Consider the following 18,679-nt stretch of genomic DNA (forward strand, 5'->3'; position numbering starts at 1 on the left):
GCTGGGCCGAGCTCGGGAGTTGTGGCGACGCCCGCGCCCGGCGGCTGTGGTGCCGGCCTCGCTCAGGTGTGGTCACCGTCGGACGGCCGGCGGCGGGCGAAGTGCAGGGCGGAGCCGAGCGCACCCGCGATGAGCAGTCCGCCGAAGGCGATCTCACCGAAGTCGAGGTCGGCGAGGCTGCCGCCGATGCCGGCCTTCACGCCGTGGTGGATCGGCGGGTTGGTGGGCTGATGGGTCCAGCCGCCGCTGCCGGACGCGATGGTGAGCTGCGTCGTGCCCTTCTCGCCTCGGCAGTCGAAGGTCACCGTGTACATCGCGCCGGGCTTGGCGTCCCAGTCCACGGTGGCGTTGGCGCTCTGGCCGGAGTTGACGGTGACGGTGTCGAAGACGCCGGACGATGCGGTGGCCTGCCCGTCGCAGCCGTCGACCTTCAAGGTGACCTGGCCGCCGGCGGCGATCGTCGAGGGAGTGACGCTGAAGCCGAACGAGGTGATGTTGTTGTCGCCCTTCACCGCGGCCGGCTTCTCCGCGGCCGGGGAGGCCTGTGCCGGGGGCATGCCGATCGTGAGGGCGCAGATGGTGGCGGGAGCGAGCAGAGCGAGCGCTGGGAAGCTGCGTATCGCACGCATGGTGAGTCCTCCGGGTCCCCGAGGAGCAGCCGCGGACCTTACCGCTGTTGCCGGAAATGCACCTCGATGCCGGAAACGCTAAGGAGGCGCCCGTACGGCCGCGATCGCTGTCGTGCGAATGGGGCATACGGCTGGGCCGTTGGTGGGACATGGGCCGTGGCGCCGCACGATCGGCGGGGGTTGTTGTGCGAGAGGAGTCCGAGCGGTGTACCGGACCAAGGAAGCTGACGCCGGATCAGGGGATCAGCTTGGTCTGCCGGGCCAGCCACGGGATGTTCTTCTCCAGGCCCGGCCGCCAGACCTGCCAGGTGTGCCCGCCCGGGAGGTCCATCAGGTCGACGTGCATCCCGGCCTTGCGCGCCGCGTCGTACACCACCTTGGCCTGTGGCCCGAAAGTGGCGTCGTCCGTGCCCGCGACGAAGACGCCCGCGGTGTCCGGGAACTTCTGCCGGGCCATCACGTCCATCGGATTGACCTTGCGGAAGGCGGCCTCGTCACCGCCGAAGACGCTGTTCACGGTCTGCTGGTGGCTGCCGATGGAGGGTTCGTCCTCGCCGGAGATGTCGATGAACGCGCCGTAGCGCTGGGGTGCGTTCACGGCGATCTGCAGCGAGCAGGTGCCACCGTTGGACAGGCCCGAGATGGCCCACTGGGTGCGGTCCTTGGCGGCCTGCAGATGCGCGGTGACCCAGTTCGGGACGTCCTCGGAGAGATACGTCTGCACCTTGCCGAGCTTGCCGTCCACGCACAGCGGGTTGTTGAACGGGGAGCCCAGGGGGTCCGCGACGACCACGATCGGCGCGAGGCCGCCGTGCCGCGCCGCGAACGCGTCCATCATCATCGGCAGCTGCCCGGAGGTCACCCAGTTCTCGGGGGCGCCGGGCTGCCCCGGCATCAGCACCAGGACGGGCAGCAGCGGGCGCGGCGACGCGTGGTAGGCGGGCGGCAGATAGACGTACGCGGTCTGCGCCTTGAAGCCGGATTTCGCCCCCGGAATGGGGGTCTGCGACAGGGTGCCCTTGGCGGGCAGGTCCTTCGGCGGCTTCCAGACCTCCGCGATCGTCTTGCCCTCGGGCACCTCGAGCACCGGCTCCGTGGTGCCGGTGGCGTCCTTGAGGCTGACCGTGTCCTGCGGGCCGAGAAGGGTCCGTACGGTCGGATAGTTGTCGAAGTAGATGTTCACCTGGTTCATCGCGTACAAGCTCACGAACAGCGCGGCGAACAGCGCGCCGAGCCGGCCGCGCCAGCGCAGGAAGCGCAGCTTGAAGGCGGCGAGCAGCAGGCCGAGCAGCAGGATGCCGATCCAGAAGAGGACCTCGAAGGGCAGCTCGTCGGGGAACGGCTGCCACCAGTCGTTGACGATGACCTTGACCAGATACGTGAGGAGCGCGGCGAGCACCAGGGCCGCCGGCAGCCAACGGGTCCACCAGCGCCGGTCACGGGTCACGAGCAGGAAGGCCAGCGAGAGCAGGCCGATCACCCGCAGGGCGAGCGGGAGCGGGCCGTCGACGAGCGACCAGTCGAGCGGCCCCGCGATCACCACGCGTGCGCCCCTGGTCCGCGCCACTCGACCAGATGGGGGTCGTCGAGCGACATATCGGCATCGCTGAGCCCCGCGCGGCGCAGGAACTCCACGAGGTCCGCGTCGTCGTACGCGGTCCCCAGGGCGACGCCGCGCACCTCGACACGGCGTCCCGGGTGCCCCGCGCGGGGCGGGTGGACCACGATCGGCGCTTGCCAGGGCATGCCCTCAGGGTGCGTCAGGCGATGCAATTCGGCCATTTAGCTTCCCCTGGGATTCCTGGGGCGGGTGGTTCCACCGAAACGCAGGGAAAAAGTGCACTTCACCGCCGTGCGGGAGGCGGGCGGGAAAAGAAATCTTGAAGTGAGTTGAACGCAGCCGCTGTCCGCTTGCGTACCTAGGGCCATGTGCGGCGCATCCAAGCGCCGCACCACAAGCGGACCATGGGAGTTCACGATGAAGACCTGGCGGAGCGCCTCGATCGCGGCAGCAGCAGCGGCCCTGTTGGCGCTGACGACGGCGTGCGGTCAGGAGAAGGGTTCCGACGAGCCGAACGGGCAGTCCGTGGGCAACGCGGCACCGGCCGAGGACGGTTACGGGGACGGATACGGCGGGTCCGGCGACGCGGGGGCGGAGGCTGCCGCGGCGAAGCCCGCAGGTCAGCTCGCTGTCTGGGACAGCAAGGAGCTCGGCAAGGTCGTCACCGACAGCGCGGGATTCACGCTCTACCGCTTCGACGAGGACACGGCGAAACCGCCGAAATCCAACTGTGAGGGGGACTGTGCCAAGGCCTGGCCGGTGGTCGCGGCCGAGGACGCCAAGGCCGCACCGGGCGTCGACGCGGCCCTGATGGGCTCCGTGAAGCGGGCCGACGGCACCGAGCAGCTGACCATCGCGGGCTGGCCGATGTACCGCTACGCCCAGGACAAGAAGCCCGGCGACGCCAAGGGCCAGGGCGTGGGCGGCACCTGGTTCGCCTCGGCGCCCGACGGCAAGAAAGCGTCCCCCGCCGCAGCCGAGGAGGGCGGCGGCGAGCAGGCCGATCTCGCGGGTCTGTCCACCCGCAAGGACCCGAAGCTCGGCGAGATCGTGATCGACAAGAACGGGATGACCGTCTACCGCTTCAAGAAGGACTCCGCCTGGCCGATGAAGTCGGCGTGCACCGGCGACTGCCTGGAGAACTGGCCGGTCGTCGAGCCCGTCGACAAGAACGACACCGAGGGCATCCTCAAGAAGGGCTTCGTCACCTTCGACCGCCCCGACGGCATCCAGCAGCAGACCATCGACTGCTGGCCGCTGTACACCTACGCCGGTGACCAGGCGCCAGGCGACACCAACGGGCAGGGCGTGGGCGGCACTTGGTACGCGGTCTCGCCCCAGGGCAAGCTCGTCGGCGCGCCCAAGTAGACGGCGCCCGCTGCGGTACGCCGGCCGGGCCGGTTCCTCCACACCCTCTGCGGTGGAGGAACCGGCCCGTATTGTTTGCCGGAAGTCCGGTCAGGAAGTTCACAATTCCAAAAGGACTTGCGTCACACCGGAGAAGTCCGTTGTGGAAGAGGGGAGTCGAGTTCCATCGCACCGAACTACCCCAAAAGTGACGAGAATTCGGCTGCACGTGCAGCTGCAGATGCACTTGCCGGAGGCAGTGACCGAGAACGGACGAGCAATTTCCGGTTCGGCTCGACCCGCCACCTGCCGATCAGTAGCCTCGCCTCGAACACCGGCTCGGTCACAGACCCGAGATGTCGAACAGGGAGAATCTGATGGAGCGACCCGCCTGGGCCCCGCGGGGCATCGATATCTCGGTGCCGAGCGTTTCGCGTATCTATGACTACTACCTGGGTGGTTCGCACAACTTCGAGTCGGATCGTGAAGCGGCCCGCAAGGCCATGGAGTTCATGCCGGGGCTGCCCAAGATCATGCAGGCGAATCGTGCCTTCATGAGACGCGCCGTCGGCTACGCGGTGGAGCGGGGCATCACCCAGTTCCTCGATATCGGCTCCGGCATCCCCACGTTCGGCAATGTCCACGAGGTGGCCCAGGAGCTGCACCCGGGAGCCCGTGTCGCGTACGTCGACCATGATCCGGTGGCCGTCGCGCACAGCGAGGCCGTGCTCGACGGCAACCCCGACGCCGTGGTGCTCGCCGCCGATCTGAGAAAGCCGCGGGAGATCCTGGGCAGCCCTCAGCTGTCCGGGCTGCTCGACCTGGACCGCCCCGTGGCGCTGCTGCTGGTGGCGGTTCTGCATTTCGTCGAGAACTCCGACGACCCGTACGAGGCGGTCGCCACCCTGCGCGACGCTCTCGCGCCCGGCAGCGTTCTGATCCTCACGCACGCGTCGTTCGACGGGATACCGCTGACGCAGGAGCGGGCCGGCGGCACGGTCGGCGTCTACAAGGACATCCGCAACCCGCTGATCATGCGCTCGCGTGACGAGATCGGCCGCTTCTTCGAGGGGTACGAGATGGTCGAACCCGGCCTCGTCTCCATGCCGCTGTGGCGGCCCGACGCACCGCCGGAGCAGGAGGACCCGTATGCCTTCTCGGGATACGCGGGTGTGGGGCTGCTGACGTGAACGCGGCCGATGATCGTGACGAGGCGGCCGGGTCGGACGGCCCGGACTCGCGGCTGCGCCGGTTCGTCACGATATGGAGCCGGGCCGTCTTCCCGGTGACGGCGACGTCGCGCACGCGGGTCGAGTTCGACGAGCAACTCCTGCCGCTGGCCCGCCAGTTGCGTGACGCGCTGACCGCCCGCGCCTTCGACGCGGCGGCCGGGCGGCAGGTGGGCGCCGCGCTGATCGAGGCGCACTGCACCGACCCCGAGGCACTCACCCGGACCCTGGACGTCGTCGACGCCTACTTGGTCCTCTACTGCGGCACCTCGGACGAGACGGAGCGCGAGGCGCAGCGGGCTCGTTCGTCGCGGCTTCAGCATGCGATGGCCGGCGGTTTCGCCGGCGCCCTGCGCGAGCGCACCCTCGGCGAGCAGGAGGCGATCTCCCGTGCCGCGCTGACGGCACGGCAGGTGGTGGCGGAGGCGCTGCACAGCAGTCAGGCCCGCTTCCGCGCCGTGTTCGAGGGCGCGGCGGTGGGGATCGGGATCGCGGCTCTCGACGGCACCATCCTCCAGGTCAACGACACCCTGAAGACGATGTTCGGCGCGGGCGGCATGGATGTGACGCTGCGCGGCCGCAAGGTCTCCGACTGGACCCATCCCGATGACGCTCCTCAAGTCTGGCGCCTGTACGAGGAGTTGGTGCAGGGGCGGCGTGAGCACTACCGCGTGGAGAAGCCGTACTACCGCGCGGACGGCACGGTGCTGTGGACCAATCTCACGGTCTCCCTGCTCCGCGACGCCGAGGGCCGCCCGCAGTACCAGCTGGCCCTCATGGAGGACACCACCGAGCGCCGCCTGCTCAACCTGCGGCTGCGCTACGAGGCGACCCATGACGCCCTGACCGGTCTGCCCAACCGCACGCTGTTCTTCGAGCGCCTGGACAAGGCACTCGCCGCGGGCGAGGGCCGCCGCTTCGGGCTCTGCTACCTCGACCTCGACGGCTTCAAGGCCATCAACGACAGCATGGGGCACGCGGCCGGCGACCGGCTCCTCGTCGAGATCGCGGACCGGCTGCAGTCCTGTGCGACCGGCCCCGGGGAGATGGTGGCCCGGCTCGGCGGCGACGAGTTCGTGGCCCTGACCACCGGACCCGACACCGAGCGCGAGGTCGACGAGCTGGCCTCGCGGATCCTCAGCATGCTGGCGATCCCGGTCCGTATCGAAGGACGCGAGCTCACCGTGCGCGGCTCGATCGGCATCGTCGAGGGCCCGGCGGGGGAGCGCAGCCCGGCGGAGGTGCTGCGCAGCGCCGACATCACGATGTACCGGGCGAAGTCGGCCGGCGGCAATCGCTACGAACTCGCCGACCCGGAGGCCGACGCGCGCACCATCACGCGTTACGGCCTGACGACCGCCCTGCCCGCGGCCCTCGCCCGCGAGGAGTTCTTCATCGAGTACCAGCCGCTGGTGAACCTGGCGGACGGGAGCGTACGCGGAGCAGAGGCGCTGGTGCGCTGGCTGCACCCGCAGCACGGGGTGCTCAGCCCGGACCGCTTCATCCCGCTCGCCGAGCACACGGGTCTGATCGTGCCGCTCGGACGCTGGGTGCTCGACCAGGCGGTGCGCCAGGCGCGCGAGTGGCAGGAACGGCACGTGGGCGCCGGGCCGCTGCGCATCAACGTCAACCTCTCCCCGCACCAACTCCACTACCCGGGCCTGGTGGCCGACACCGTGGAGATCCTGGAGCGGTCCGGGCTCGCCCCCGGCTCGCTCTGCCTCGAGGTCACGGAATCGGCGCTCATCGGCGCGGACGACGATCTGCTCAAACCGCTGCGCCGGCTCGCCGAGATGGGCGTCGACATCGCCTTGGACGACTTCGGTACGGGCTACTCGAACCTGGCCAATCTGCGGCGCCTGCCGGTGAGCATCCTGAAGCTGGACCGCTCGTTCACGCAGGGCATGCAGCGTTTCCCGGTCGATCCGGTGGATCTGCGGATCGTCGAGGGCATCGTGGGCCTCGCCCACAGCCTGGACCTGTCGGTGACCGTGGAGGGCGTGGAGACGGGGGCGCAGGCGGAGCAGCTGCGGATGCTGGGCTGCGACACGGCTCAGGGCTGGTACTACGCACGGCCGGGACCGCCGGACCGGTTGCACGAGCTGGCTCTGGTGGACGCGGTGGGATGAACGGGGCGGCTCCCGTGATCGGGGCGGGTTCCGCGCGGGGGTCTTAGCATCGGCGGCATGATCGCCACGCCCCGTACGCCGTCACCGCAAGCCGTGCTGATCACCGGAACCGTCGGCGTCGGCAAGACCTCCGTCGCGGATGCGGTCGGGGACCGGCTGGCCGAGGCGGGGGCCCCGCACGGCGTCGTCGACCTCGACCGGCTGTGCCAGGTGTGGCCCGCACCGGCCGGCGACCCGTTCAACTCCCGGGTGCTGCTGCGGAATGTGCGGGCGGTGGCCGGCACCTACCTCGAGTCCGGGGCGCGGCGCCTCGTGCTGGCCGGGGTCGCCGAGAGCCGGGACGAGGTGCGCGCGCTGGCCGAAGCGGTCGGCGTCCCGCTGACGGTCTGCCGTCTCGAAGCCCAACTCCCCGTCGTACGCGAACGGTTGCGTGCCCGGCACACCGACGACCCCGAGGGCCTGCGCTGGCACCTCGACCGGTCCGGCGAGCTGGCCGGGATCCTGGACGCGGCGCACGTGGCCGACTGCTCCGTCGACGCCGCGCGGCGGACGGTGACCGAGGTGGCGGAGGCGGTGCTGCGGGCGGTGGGGTGGGGCGGACCGGTGCCGCCGTCGGCGTGACGCCTGTGGGCCACCTTCGGCGTGACGCCCCCGGACACCTTCGGCGTGACGCCCCCGGACACCTTCGGTGTGACGCCGACCCAGCTCACGCGGTTGTCACGCCGAGTGCCAGCGTCGCGGCCGCCAGCACGAGGAACGGGTACTGCAGGCCGAAGGAGTAGTCCTTCGCCCGTACGTGGGTGGCGATCGCCAGCGCGTAGAAGAGGACAAGGCCCACCGCGGCGGCGATCCCGATGGCCGGAATCCAGAACCCGACGACCAGGCCCACCACCGCGGCCGCCTTGGGCAGTCCGAGCCAGGGCAGGATCCGGCGCGGTACGCCCACGCGGTCCATCCCCTCGGCGATCCGCTCCCAGCGGGCGAAGTCGGCGCCGGCGGAGAAGAGGTTGTACGCGATGGTGATCACGGCGAAGACGGCGTAGGCCACGTTCATGGCGAGCTCCTCGAAGGTGTGCGCGGACTTTCCTTTCCCCTTCGACGAGGCGGCCCCTCGGGCTGTGACATCAGCCGGCCGCACCGTTCAGCTCAAATGCCCCGTCAGCATCCGCTGCAGCTCCCGCGCCGCCCGCGGCGGAGCCACGTCGCTGCGGTGGGCCAGGGCGACCGTCCGGTGCAGGCCGGGGCGGGTCAGCGGGGTGACCCGCAGGCCCAGGCCCGCCCGCATGGCGACCATCCGCGGCACCACGGCCACTCCCAGGCCCGCCCGTACGAACCCGAGCACCGCGTCCATCTCGCCGCCCTCGACCGCGAAGTCCGGTTCGAACCCCGCCGCACGGCACGCCGCGACGGTGAGCTCCCGCAGGTCGTAGCCGTGCCGGAACATCACCAGCGGTTCGTCCTGCAGATCCGCGATCCGCACCGAGCGCCCCGCACGCCCGGGCGCGGGCGCGTCGGGGGCGGAGACCACCACCAGGTCCTCGCGCAGCAGCTCCACGGTCGTCAGGGCGGGGGAGGGCGACGGAAGGGGGAGGACGACCAGGGCCAAGTCGAGGGCTCCACGGGCGAGTTCGCGGACGAGGTCGTGCGAACCGCCCTCCTCGACCATCAGCTGGACCCCCGGATACTCGTCGCGGAAGGCGCGCAGGATGTCCGGCAGCAGACCCGTGCAGAGGCTGGGCGTCGCACCGAGCCTGACCCGTCCGCGCCGCAGCTGCGCCAGCTCCTGGACCTCCAGGCGCGCGGTGTCCGCGTCCGCGAGGATCCGGCGCGCGAGCGGCAGCAGCGCCTCGCCCGCGTCGGTGAGCGCGATATTGCCGCGCGCCCGGCTGAACAGCTCGGCGCCCAGCTCCCGCTCCAGCGCCTTGATCTGCTGCGAGAGCGACGGCTGCGCCACGTGCAGCGTCTCCGCCGCCCGCGTGAAGTGACGGGTCTCCGCGACCGCGACGAAGTACTGGAGCTGTTGGAACTGCATACCCGCCAGCGTACGCGCACGATAGGCATCAGCTATCGAAATGAGCTGGATCATGTCTTGGACCGATGAGGTCCTTGGCCCCTACCGTCATCTGCATGGCTCTGGCAACGCGGCCCGTCAAGGGCACCGCCCCGGGTAAACGACCGTCCCCGGCACGCTCTCTGTGGGACTCGACGATCGGCAAGAAGACCGTGATGGCCGTGAGCGGCCTGATCATGCTCGGCTATCTGGTCGCGCACATGATCGGCAATCTCAAGGTCTTCTTCGGCCCCGACGAGATGAACGCCTACGCACGGTTCCTGCGCACCATGGGTGAGCCGGTGCTGCACCACGAGTGGGCGCTGTGGCTCGTCCGTATCGTGCTGGTCGCCGCGGTCGTCGGGCACGCCGTGTCCGCGTACCAGCTGAGCCGTCGTGACATCAAGGCGCGCCCGCAGAAGTACGTGCACAAGAGGAAGCGCGCGAGTTACGCGACCCGCACCATGCGCTGGGGCGGGATCATCCTCGCCCTGTTCATCGTGTGGCACATCCTCGACCTGACCACGGGCACCGTGCACCCGGGCGAGTTCGAGCATCTGCACCCTTACCAGAACCTCATCGACACCTTCTCGACCTGGTACGGCAACGTCATCTACATCGTCGCCGTGAGCGCCGTCGGCCTGCATGTACGGCACGGCTTCTGGAGCGCCGCGCAGACCCTCGGCGTGGGCAACGCCCGCCGTGAACGCCTGCTCAAGCTGATCGCCAACACCCTTGCCCTCGTGCTGACGCTGGGCTTCGTCTCGGTCCCCGTCGCCGTCATGACCGGAGTGGTGAGCTGACATGAACAACTTTGCCGAGTACGCGACCGGCGATCCTGTCGTCGACACCAAGGCGCCCGAGGGCCCGGTGGCCGAGCGCTGGGACAAGCGCCGCTTCGAGGCCAAGCTGGTCAACCCGGCCAACCGCCGCAAGCACACCGTGATCGTCGTCGGCACCGGCCTCGCCGGCGGCTCGGCGGGCGCCACGCTCGCCGAACAGGGCTACCACGTCGTCCAGTTCTGCTTCCAGGACTCCCCGCGCCGCGCCCACTCGATCGCCGCGCAGGGCGGTATCAACGCGGCGAAGAACTACCGCAACGACGGCGACTCGATCCACCGGCTCTTCTACGACACCGTCAAGGGCGGCGACTTCCGCGCCCGTGAGTCCAACGTGCACCGTCTCGCACAGATCTCCGTCGAGATCATCGACCAGTGCGTGGCCCAGGGCGTGCCCTTCGCCCGCGAGTACGGCGGACTCCTCGACACCCGCTCCTTCGGCGGCGTCCAGGTCTCCCGCACCTTCTACGCCCGAGGCCAGACAGGCCAGCAGCTCCTGCTCGGCGCCTACCAGGCCCTGTCGCGCCAGATCGCCGCGGGGAACGTCGAGTTGCACGCCCGTACGGAGATGCTCGACCTGATCGTCGTGGACGGCCGGGCCCGCGGAATCGTGGCCCGCGACCTGATCACCGGCAAGATCGACACGTACTTCGCGGACGCGGTGGTCCTCGCGAGCGGTGGCTACGGCAACGTCTTCTACCTGTCGACGAACGCGATGAACTCCAACGCGACCGCGATCTGGCGGGCCCACCGCCGCGGCGCGTACTTCGCCAACCCCTGCTTCACGCAGATCCACCCGACCTGCATCCCGCGCACCGGCGAGCACCAGTCGAAGCTGACGCTGATGAGCGAGTCGCTGCGCAACGACGGCCGGATCTGGGTGCCCAAGGCGCAGGGCGACACGCGGCCGGCCAACGAGATCCCCGAGGACGAGCGCGACTACTACCTGGAGCGCATCTACCCGTCCTTCGGCAACCTCGTGCCGCGCGACATCGCCTCGCGCGCCGCGAAGAACGTGTGCGACGAGGGCAGGGGAGTGGGCCCCGGCGGCCAGGGCGTGTACCTGGACTTCGCGGACGCGATCCAGCGGATGGGCCGCGCCAAGGTCGAGGAGAAGTACGGCAACCTCTTCGACATGTACGAGCGGATCACCGCGGAGAACCCGTACGAAGTGCCGATGCGGATCTACCCCGCCGTGCACTACACGATGGGCGGCCTGTGGGTGGACTACGACTTGGGGACCACGATCCCGGGCCTGTTCGCGATCGGCGAGGCCAACTTCTCCGACCACGGCGCGAACCGCCTCGGTGCCTCCGCGCTGATGCAGGGCCTGGCCGACGGCTACTTCGTGCTCCCTTCCACGATCAATGACTACCTCGCCCGCACTCCCCACAAGGACGCGCTGAGCGAGGACCACCCGGTGGTCCAGGAGGTCCTGGCCGAGACCGAGGACCGGCTCAACCTCCTCCTCTCCGTGGACGGCGACCGCACCCCCGACTCCTTCCACCGTGAACTCGGCGAGCTGATGTGGGAGTTCTGCGGCATGGCGCGCACCGAGACAGGACTGCGCAAGGCCCTGGAGCGCATCCCGCAGATCCGTGAGGAGTTCTGGCGGCGGATCAAGGTCCCGGGCACCGGCGAGGAGTTCAACCAGTCCCTGGAGAAGGCCAACCGCATCGTCGACTACCTCGAACTCGCCGAGCTGATGTGCCTCGACGCACTGCACCGCGCGGAATCCTGCGGCGGCCACTTCCGCGAGGAGTCGCAGACGCCGGACGGCGAGGCCGAGCGCAGGGACGAGGAGTTCTCGTACGCGGCGGCCTGGGAGTTCACCGACACGGGCGCTTCCCCCGTACTCCACAAGGAAGAACTGCACTTCGAGTACGTCCACCCCACTCAGCGGAGCTACGCATGAAGCTCACCCTGCGCGTCTGGCGGCAGAAGAACGCCGGCGCCGACGGCGCGATGTCCACGTACGAAGTGGACGGAATCTCCCAGGACATGTCGTTCCTGGAGATGCTCGACACGCTCAACGAGGAGCTCATCCTCAAGGGCGAGGACCCCGTCGCCTTCGACCACGACTGCCGCGAGGGCATCTGCGGCGCCTGCTCCCTGGTGATCAACGGCGATGCGCACGGACCCGAGCGCACCACCACCTGCCAGTTGCACATGCGGTCCTTCGACGACGGCGACACGATCGACATCGAGCCGTGGCGGGCCTCCGCGTTCCCCGTGGTCAAGGACCTGGTCGTGGACCGTTCGGCCTTCGACCGGATCATCCAGGCCGGCGGCTACATCACCGCCCCGACCGGCGCCGCGCCGGAGGCCCACGCCACCCCCGTACCGAAGCCGGACGCGGACTTCGCGTTCGAGCACGCCGAGTGCATCGGCTGCGGCGCCTGTGTCGCGGCCTGCCCCAACGGGTCGGCGATGCTGTTCACTTCGGCCAAGGTCAACCACCTCAACGTGCTGCCGCAGGGCTCACCCGAGCGCGAGACCCGGGTGCTCGACATGGTCGGGCAGATGGACGACGAGGGCTTCGGCGGCTGCACGCTCACCGGCGAGTGCGCGACGGCCTGCCCGAAGGGCATCCCGCTGCCGTCGATCGCGGCGATGAACAAGGAGTGGCTGCGGGCGAACCGCAAGGCCGCCAAGCGGTAGCCCTTGTCGGACGGTTCAGCCCTCGCCGGCCCCGCTGGTCAGTCCCCGACCGCCCGCAAGGTCCCCGGCCGGAGCCCGTTGAGCCGGTCGAGGGCCGCGGACGTGGCCTCGTCGGCGGGCAGGTGGACGATCATGCGCTGGCCGTCGCCCTCCGGGAGCTCCAGTACCTCGTACGAGAGCCGCAGCTCGCCCGCCTCCGGGTGCACCCACGTCGCGGTGCCGCTGCGGCGGGCGACCCGGGCCGGGGCCGCGATGCGGTCGGTGAACGCGGCACCCACGGTGATCGCCAGCTCCCGCGCGAGCTCCGCCGTCTCCGGGTCGCCCTTGGAGATGCCGAAGCGCAGTGTCTCCACCTGCTCGTCGGCGGCCCGCTCCCAGTCGGGAAACGCGGTCCTGGCGCGCGGGTCGGTCAGGACGTAGCGGGGCATGCTGGGGGATTCCCCGTCGAGGATGCCGAGCGGCCGTGCCAGGCGTGTGTAGCCCTCGGTGTACGCGGCGATCTCGCCCAGCCAGTTGAGCACGACGGCCGGTGTGGGCTCCATCCGGTCGAGCAACGCCCGTACCGTCGGGCGGACTTCGCGCTGGGGCCGCGGTGCGACCGCGCACAGGAAGTGGCCCTCCTCCGCCTTGAGGAGATTGCGCAGGTGCAGCCGCTCCTCCAGGGGCATCCGCAGCGCGTCGCAGAGCGCCCCGAGCACCTGCGGTGACGGATGGCGGTCCCTGCCCTGCTCCAGGCGGGCCAGGTACTCCACGCTGATGTCCGCGAGCATCGCCAGCTCGGAGCGGCGCAGCCCGGGGGTGCGGCGGCGCGCACCCTCGGGCAGCCCGACCTCGGCCGGGGTGACGGCCTCGCGGCGGGCGCGCAGGAAGGCGCCGAGTGCGTTGTCGCTCATCCGTCGATCGTACGAGGGGCACGGCGCCCGAGGGTGGCCCTGTCACTACCTGCCTGGGCCCTCAGGGTGGCCCTGTCACTACCAGCCTGGGCTCGGCCTCCCTGCGGCCCTTGCGGACCGGCACGGTGGAGCCATGACTTCAGAGACCACTGCCACCGCTGCCACCACCGCCCTCCCGCTCACCGCCGGCCGCTGGGCCTTCGACCCCTTCCACTCGGCCGTCGGCTTCACGATCCGCCACCTCGGCATCTCCAAGGTGCGCGGTCGTTTCGACAAGCTGGACGCGTCGCTCGTCGTGGGCGAGACCCTCGCCGACTCCTCGATCACCGCGACGGTGGAGCTCGCCTCCGTCAACACGGGCAACGCGGACCGTGACGCGCACGTCCGCGCCTCGGATCTCCTCGATGTCGCCAGCCGCCCCACCATGAGCTTCCGCTCGACGCGGCTGGCGGGCGCCGGCGAGGACTGGACGATGGAGGGCGAGCTGACCATCGGCGAAGTCACCCGGCCCGTCACCTTCGCCGTGGAGTTCGGCGGCGTCGTGGACGTTCCGCACGACGGCAGCAAGCACGCCGGGTTCGAGGCGACGGGGGAGATCCGGCGCAGCGAGTACGGGCTGACCTTCGCCCCCGGGCTGCTCGGCGAGGTGGTGAAGATCCACCTCGACGTGCAGTTCATCGCTCCGAAGTAGAGCTTGGAATCGCCGCAAGTGGAGCCTGAAGAGGGCGGGTCGGGACCGGAGGGGACGCCGGTCCCGACCCGCCCTCGTCGATGTCAGTGGCCGTCGTTACGCTGCGCGGCATGATCTTCAATCGCAAGGGGCGGGGGCGGCTCCTCGAAGCCGTATCGGACTTCGAGGCCGCCGTGCGCGGGCAGGACGCCGACCGCGCGGAGCAGGCGTTCGGCGCCCTGCACGAGCACTTCGGGGAAGCCGGGGATCAGGAAGTCCAGGAGGCCGGCGCCCGCCTGGCCGCCCTGCTGATGGACGTGCCGCCGGGGCCGCGCGGCACGGTCGCCGTGATCGTGGGCGCCTGTGTGGAGCGCGGCGCCGACGCCGGGCCGTGCGCGCCCGCCGTCTTCGAGGGACTGCTCGACGCCGTGCGCGGGGCGGGCGAGTTCTGCGAGCGGTGGGCGGCGACCGGGGGAGGCGAGCTGCCCGACCCGGAGAGCTCCGACGTGGACGACGCCCTGCTCGAACGGGTCGGCCCGCAGGCGGCCATGGCCTGGTGGACGCTGCAGCAGTGGGAGATGGCCTCGGTGGCCATGCTCAACCACCCGGGCGTGCGCACCTCGCTCGACCCGGCTCTGCGCGGCGAGGTGCTCGCCTTGCTCCGCCCGGTCGAGGAGGCGTCCGGACACGACTTCAAGTGCCTCACGTACGCACTGACGGTCCTCGACGAAGAGCCGCTCGTCGCCTTGGACCGCGCGAGCGGCAGGGGCTATGCGCTGCGCATGAGCGGCATCGGCGACAACTTCCAGCTGCACACGCTGCTCGCCCGTGTCCTCGCGGGCGGCGGCCATGTGGACGCGTACGTCCCCTCGGCCCAGGAGGCGGCCGTGTGCCGGGACGCGCCCGGCCAGGTGCCGACCACCGGCTCCTTCAACCTGGTGGCCGCGGACGGCAGTTGGATCTGGAACGAGGGCGCGCCGGTGGACATACCCGTGGTCGACGGCGCCCGGCTGCTCGTGCTCGACCCGCCGCCCTACCCGCGCGGCTGGCCGGCCGGGCGGTTCTTTCCCGGCATGCAGGGCGATCTGGTCCTGGAGCGTGTCCTCACCGACGAGGAGACGGCCCGCTGGTTCGCCCACGTGGCGCCGGCGAAGTCGCCCGGAGCGGCCGTCTGACGTCCCCGATCCGTGGATCGGGGGACTACCTCCCCAGCCGGGCCGCGAGATAGCTCGCGGTCCGGCTTCCGTCCGCCTTCGCCACCTCGGCCGGCGGCCCGGCCGCCACGATCCGGCCGCCGTCCGCGCCGCCGCCGGGCCCCAGATCGATGACCCAGTCCGCGCCCGCCACCACATCCATGTCGTGCTCGACCACGATCACCGAGTGCCCGGCGTCGACCAGACCGTGCAACTGCCGCATCAGCACCTCGACATCGGCCGGGTGCAGTCCGGTCGTCGGCTCGTCGAGCAGATACAGCGTGTGCCCGCGCCTCGTGCGCTGAAGCTCGGTCGCCAGCTTGATCCGCTGTGCCTCACCGCCGGACAGCTCCGTCGCGGGCTGTCCGAGGCGCAGATGCCCGAGTCCCACATCGAGCAGCGTCCCGAGCGAGCGTGCGGCGGCGGGGATCTCCGCGAGAAACTCGGCGGCCGCTTCTACGGACAGGTCGAGCACCTCGGCGATCGAACGGCCGCGGTACGTGACCTGGAGCGTCTCGGGGTTGTAGCGGGCGCCGTGGCAGTCCGGGCAGGGCGAGTACGTACTGGGCAGGAACAGCAGCTCCACCGAGACGAAGCCCTCGCCCTGGCAGGTCTCGCACCGTCCCCCGGCCACATTGAACGAGAACCGCCCCGCCTTGTAGCCGCGCGCCCGCGCCTCGTCCGAGTCCGCGAAGACCTTCCGTACGACATCGAAGAGCCCGGTGTACGTGGCCAGATTCGAGCGCGGGGTACGGCCGATCGGCCGCTGGTCGACCTGGACGACGCGGTCCACGGCGCCGTCGATCCGCCCGGGGCCCGGCTCGCCCTCGACGAGCGGTGCGAGGGCGCCGCCGACCAGGGTGGACTTGCCGGAGCCGGAGACCCCGGTGACAGCGGTGAACACCCCGAGCGGGAACTCGGCGTCGACCCCGCGCAGATTGTGCCGCTCGACCCCGGCGAGCTTCAACCAGCCCTTGGGCGCCCGGAGTTCACGTACCGAAGCGTCTTCACGGGCGAACAGATAGCGCGCCGTCGCCGACTCGGTGACCCCTTTCAGCTCCGCGACCGGGCCGCTGTGCAGCACCCGGCCGCCGTGCTCGCCCGCGCCGGGGCCCACGTCGACCAGCCAGTCCGCCTCGCGTACGACATCGAGGTGGTGCTCGACGACGAACACCGAGTTCCCCGCGGTCTTCAGGCGGCGCAACACCGTGAGCAGCGCCTCGGTGTCCGCGGGGTGCAGCCCCGCCGAGGGTTCGTCGAGGACGTAGACGACGCCGAACAGGCCCGAGCGCAACTGCGTGGCCAGGCGCAGGCGTTGGAGTTCGCCCGCGGAGAGGGTGGGTGTGGGGCGGTCGAGGCTCAGGTAGCCGAGGCCCAGTTCGGTGACGACGGCGATCCGGCCGAGCAGGTCGGTGGTGAGGATGCGGACCGTTTCATCGCAGTGGTCCGCCGTCCCCAGGAGGGCGGCCAGGCGGTCGAGGGGGAACGCGGCGAGCTCCGCGATCGTCCGGCCGGCGAAGGTCACGGCGAGCGCTTCGGGCCGCAGCCGGCTCCCGCCGCAGCTCTCGCACGGAGTGCTCTCGAGGAAGCGTTCGGCTTTGCCGCGCAGGGTCTGGCTCTTGGACTCCGCGAAGGTCTTCATCACATAGCGCCGGGCGCTCATGTACGTGCCCTGGTACGGGCGTTGGATGCGCTCGGCCTCCCGCACCGGATGCACCGTGACGACCGGCTGCTCGTCCGTGAACAGGATCCAGTCGCGGTCCGCCTGCGTCAGCTCCCGCCACGGCCGGTCCACGTCATGGCCGAGCGCGTCCAGGATGTCGCGCAGGTTCTTGCCCTGCCACGCACCCGGCCAGGCGGCGATCGCGCCTTCGCGGATCGACAGCGAGGGATCGGGGACGAGCAGCGCCTCGGTGGTGCGGTGGACGCGGCCCAGGCCGTGGCAGGCGGGGCAGGCGCCGGCGGTGGTGTTCGGCGAGAAGGCGTCGGAGTCGAGCCGCTCGGCGCCGGGCGGGTAGTCGCCCGCGCGGGAGAAGAGCATCCGCAGCGAGTTGGACAGGGTGGTGACGGTGCCCACGCTGGAGCGCGAGGTGGGCGTCGTACGGCGCTGCTGGAGGGAGACCGCCGGGGGCAGGCCGGTGATCTCGCCGACCTTCGGGGCGCCGATCTGGTGGATCAGCCGGCGGGCGTACGGGGCGACCGACTCGAAGTAGCGGCGCTGGGCCTCCGCGTACACGGTGCCGAACGCGAGGGAGGACTTCCCCGAACCGGATACGCCGGTGAAGACGACCAGCTGATCGCGGGGGATGTCGACGTCGACGGCTCGCAGGTTGTGTTCGCGGGCGCCGCGGATACGGATGTGGGGGGCCTGCATGCGGGGTGCTCCTGGGGGTGGGCTGGCCCTATTGTCCCAGGTCGGGAGAGTGTGGCCGTGCGGTCATGGGTGGGCCGGCGGGCGCGGGCCGGCCATGCGCCCCAGGCGGGCGAAGGAGTCAAGGAGCTCCGCCCTGTCGTACGTCGACGTGGTCACCAGCACCTCGTCCGCCCCCGTAGCCGTGATCACGTCCGCCAGGGCCGCGGACACCTCGGCCTCCGTGCCGTACAGCTTTCCCTCCAGCCCCGACTCGAACAGCTCGCGCTCCTTGGCCGTCATGCCCCGCGCCAGCGTCTCCGCGGCCGGTTCCAGCGCCGGGAAGACGCCACGGGTGCGCGAGTACGCCATCGACCACGCCTCCGGAATCAGCAGCCGCCGCGCCGCTTCCGTCGTCTCGCCGACCGCCACCTCGCCCGCGATCACCACATATGGCTCGTCCGCCCACACCGACGGCTTGAAGCCGTCCCGGTAGCGCCCGATCGCCTCCACCATCCGCGAGCGTCCCCGCAGATCCCCGATCACCAGCGGCAGCCCGGCGTCCGCCGCGATCTGTGCGCCCTCGCCCATGGCCAGGACGAACGGCGGGATCCGCCGGCCCTCCGCCGGATACGCGTGGACCTGGGGGTGGGCGGTCTGCGTACCCGTGAGATAGCCGAGCAGCACCTCCAGCTGTCCGGCGAAGTCCTCCGCGTCGTCCTTGTCGTGGCCCAGCGCCTTGCGCACCCCGCCCGTGAACCCGACGCTGCGGCCGAGCCCCATGTCGATCCGGCCGGGGAACAGCGCGTCGAGGACCCCGAACTGCTCGGCCACGACCAGGGGTTGGTGATTCGGCAGCATGACGCCGCCCGTGCCCACCCGGATCGTGGTGGTCGCCGCCGCGACCGCCGCCGCGAGGACGGTCGGCGCCGAACCCGCGACACCGGGCACGCTGTGGTGCTCCGACACCCAGAAACGGTGAAAGGCACCGAGCGCCTCCACGTCCTGCGCGAACCGCACCGTGTCCCGCAGCGACCGCGCGGGATCGTGGCCCGTGCGCGTACGGGAGCGGTCGAGCACCGAGATCGGGGTCCGGGCGAGAACTGAGGCTGCGTCGGCGGAAGTCAC

17 protein-coding genes are annotated in these 18,679 nt (G+C 70.7%); 9 read left to right on the top strand and 8 right to left on the bottom strand.

The window, feature by feature from the left end; translation table 11 throughout:
* Nucleotides 1-62: 62 nt before the first annotated feature.
* From G6045_RS01080 to G6045_RS01090, 3 genes are all read right to left on the bottom strand, one after another.
* Nucleotides 63-629, bottom strand: a complete 567-nt coding sequence (locus G6045_RS01080) for a hypothetical protein (protein WP_165329803.1) — start codon at nt 627-629, stop codon at nt 63-65.
* A gap of 235 nt (nt 630-864) precedes the next feature.
* Entirely contained in the window at nt 865-2,172 is a 1,308-nt protein-coding gene (locus tag G6045_RS01085) for an alpha/beta hydrolase (protein ID WP_206343141.1), read from the bottom strand.
* The gene (locus G6045_RS01090; protein ID WP_165329804.1) at nt 2,166-2,375 is read right to left on the bottom strand and encodes a hypothetical protein; all 210 of its coding nucleotides are present in this window, start codon (nt 2,373-2,375) and stop codon (nt 2,166-2,168) included. The genes G6045_RS01085 and G6045_RS01090 overlap by 7 nt, the downstream gene beginning before the upstream one ends.
* Before the next feature lie 232 nt (nt 2,376-2,607).
* On the opposite strand from G6045_RS01090, the gene G6045_RS01095 reads away from it, so the two are divergent.
* From G6045_RS01095 to G6045_RS01110, 4 genes are all read left to right on the top strand, one after another.
* Entirely contained in the window at nt 2,608-3,558 is a 951-nt protein-coding gene (locus tag G6045_RS01095) for an SCO0930 family lipoprotein (protein ID WP_165329805.1), read from the top strand.
* Nucleotides 3,559-3,914: 356 nt separating this feature from the next.
* Nucleotides 3,915-4,727: an SAM-dependent methyltransferase gene (locus tag G6045_RS01100; RefSeq protein WP_165329806.1), complete on the top strand. Its 813-nt coding sequence runs from the start codon at nt 3,915-3,917 to the stop codon at nt 4,725-4,727.
* Entirely contained in the window at nt 4,724-6,895 is a 2,172-nt protein-coding gene (locus tag G6045_RS01105) for a putative bifunctional diguanylate cyclase/phosphodiesterase (protein ID WP_165329807.1), read from the top strand. Before G6045_RS01100 ends, G6045_RS01105 begins: the two co-directional genes overlap by 4 nt.
* A gap of 57 nt (nt 6,896-6,952) precedes the next feature.
* Nucleotides 6,953-7,516: an adenylate kinase family protein gene (locus tag G6045_RS01110; protein ID WP_206343142.1), complete on the top strand. Its 564-nt coding sequence runs from the start codon at nt 6,953-6,955 to the stop codon at nt 7,514-7,516.
* 85 nt (nt 7,517-7,601) lie between these two features.
* Here the strand turns inward: G6045_RS01110 and G6045_RS01115 are convergent, their stop codons facing one another.
* Together G6045_RS01115 and G6045_RS01120 are read right to left on the bottom strand one after the other, a co-directional pair.
* Nucleotides 7,602-7,949: a DoxX family protein gene (locus G6045_RS01115; protein WP_165329808.1), complete on the bottom strand. Its 348-nt coding sequence runs from the start codon at nt 7,947-7,949 to the stop codon at nt 7,602-7,604.
* Nucleotides 7,950-8,036: 87 nt separating this feature from the next.
* On the bottom strand, nt 8,037-8,927 hold the full coding sequence (locus G6045_RS01120) for a LysR family transcriptional regulator (RefSeq protein ID WP_165329809.1): 891 nt from the start codon (nt 8,925-8,927) through the stop codon (nt 8,037-8,039).
* A 95-nt stretch (nt 8,928-9,022) separates the two neighbouring features.
* Here G6045_RS01120 and G6045_RS01125 point away from each other — a divergent pair, with 95 nt between their 5' ends.
* From G6045_RS01125 to G6045_RS01135, 3 genes are read left to right on the top strand one after another with little or no spacing between them, the layout of a single operon-like run.
* Nucleotides 9,023-9,748: a succinate dehydrogenase gene (locus G6045_RS01125; RefSeq protein ID WP_165329810.1), complete on the top strand. Its 726-nt coding sequence runs from the start codon at nt 9,023-9,025 to the stop codon at nt 9,746-9,748.
* A 1-nt stretch (nt 9,749) separates the two neighbouring features.
* On the top strand, nt 9,750-11,699 hold the full coding sequence (locus G6045_RS01130) for a fumarate reductase/succinate dehydrogenase flavoprotein subunit (RefSeq protein ID WP_165329811.1): 1,950 nt from the start codon (nt 9,750-9,752) through the stop codon (nt 11,697-11,699).
* The gene (locus tag G6045_RS01135) at nt 11,696-12,445 is read left to right on the top strand and encodes a succinate dehydrogenase/fumarate reductase iron-sulfur subunit (protein ID WP_165329812.1); all 750 of its coding nucleotides are present in this window, start codon (nt 11,696-11,698) and stop codon (nt 12,443-12,445) included. Before G6045_RS01130 ends, G6045_RS01135 begins: the two co-directional genes overlap by 4 nt.
* Before the next feature lie 38 nt (nt 12,446-12,483).
* Here the strand turns inward: G6045_RS01135 and G6045_RS01140 are convergent, their stop codons facing one another.
* Nucleotides 12,484-13,338 (bottom strand): helix-turn-helix domain-containing protein, encoded by an 855-nt coding sequence (locus tag G6045_RS01140; protein ID WP_165329813.1) that lies wholly within the window; start codon nt 13,336-13,338, stop codon nt 12,484-12,486.
* A gap of 133 nt (nt 13,339-13,471) precedes the next feature.
* Here G6045_RS01140 and G6045_RS01145 point away from each other — a divergent pair, with 133 nt between their 5' ends.
* Both G6045_RS01145 and G6045_RS01150 read left to right on the top strand, forming a co-directional pair.
* A complete protein-coding gene (locus tag G6045_RS01145) occupies nt 13,472-14,029 on the top strand; it encodes a YceI family protein (protein ID WP_165329814.1) in 558 nt (185 codons plus the stop codon).
* 110 nt (nt 14,030-14,139) lie between these two features.
* Entirely contained in the window at nt 14,140-15,183 is a 1,044-nt protein-coding gene (locus tag G6045_RS01150; RefSeq protein WP_165329815.1) for a hypothetical protein, read from the top strand.
* 25 nt (nt 15,184-15,208) lie between these two features.
* Here G6045_RS01150 and uvrA read toward each other — a convergent pair whose 3' ends face one another.
* Entirely contained in the window at nt 15,209-17,575 is a 2,367-nt protein-coding gene (uvrA, locus tag G6045_RS01155; protein ID WP_165329816.1) for an excinuclease ABC subunit UvrA, read from the bottom strand.
* A 63-nt stretch (nt 17,576-17,638) separates the two neighbouring features.
* The gene (locus tag G6045_RS01160) at nt 17,639-18,679 is read right to left on the bottom strand and encodes an MsnO8 family LLM class oxidoreductase (protein ID WP_165329817.1); all 1,041 of its coding nucleotides are present in this window, start codon (nt 18,677-18,679) and stop codon (nt 17,639-17,641) included.

The organism is Streptomyces mesophilus (genome assembly GCF_011044995.1).
Classification (GTDB): Bacteria; Actinomycetota; Actinomycetes; order Streptomycetales; family Streptomycetaceae; genus Streptomyces; species Streptomyces mesophilus.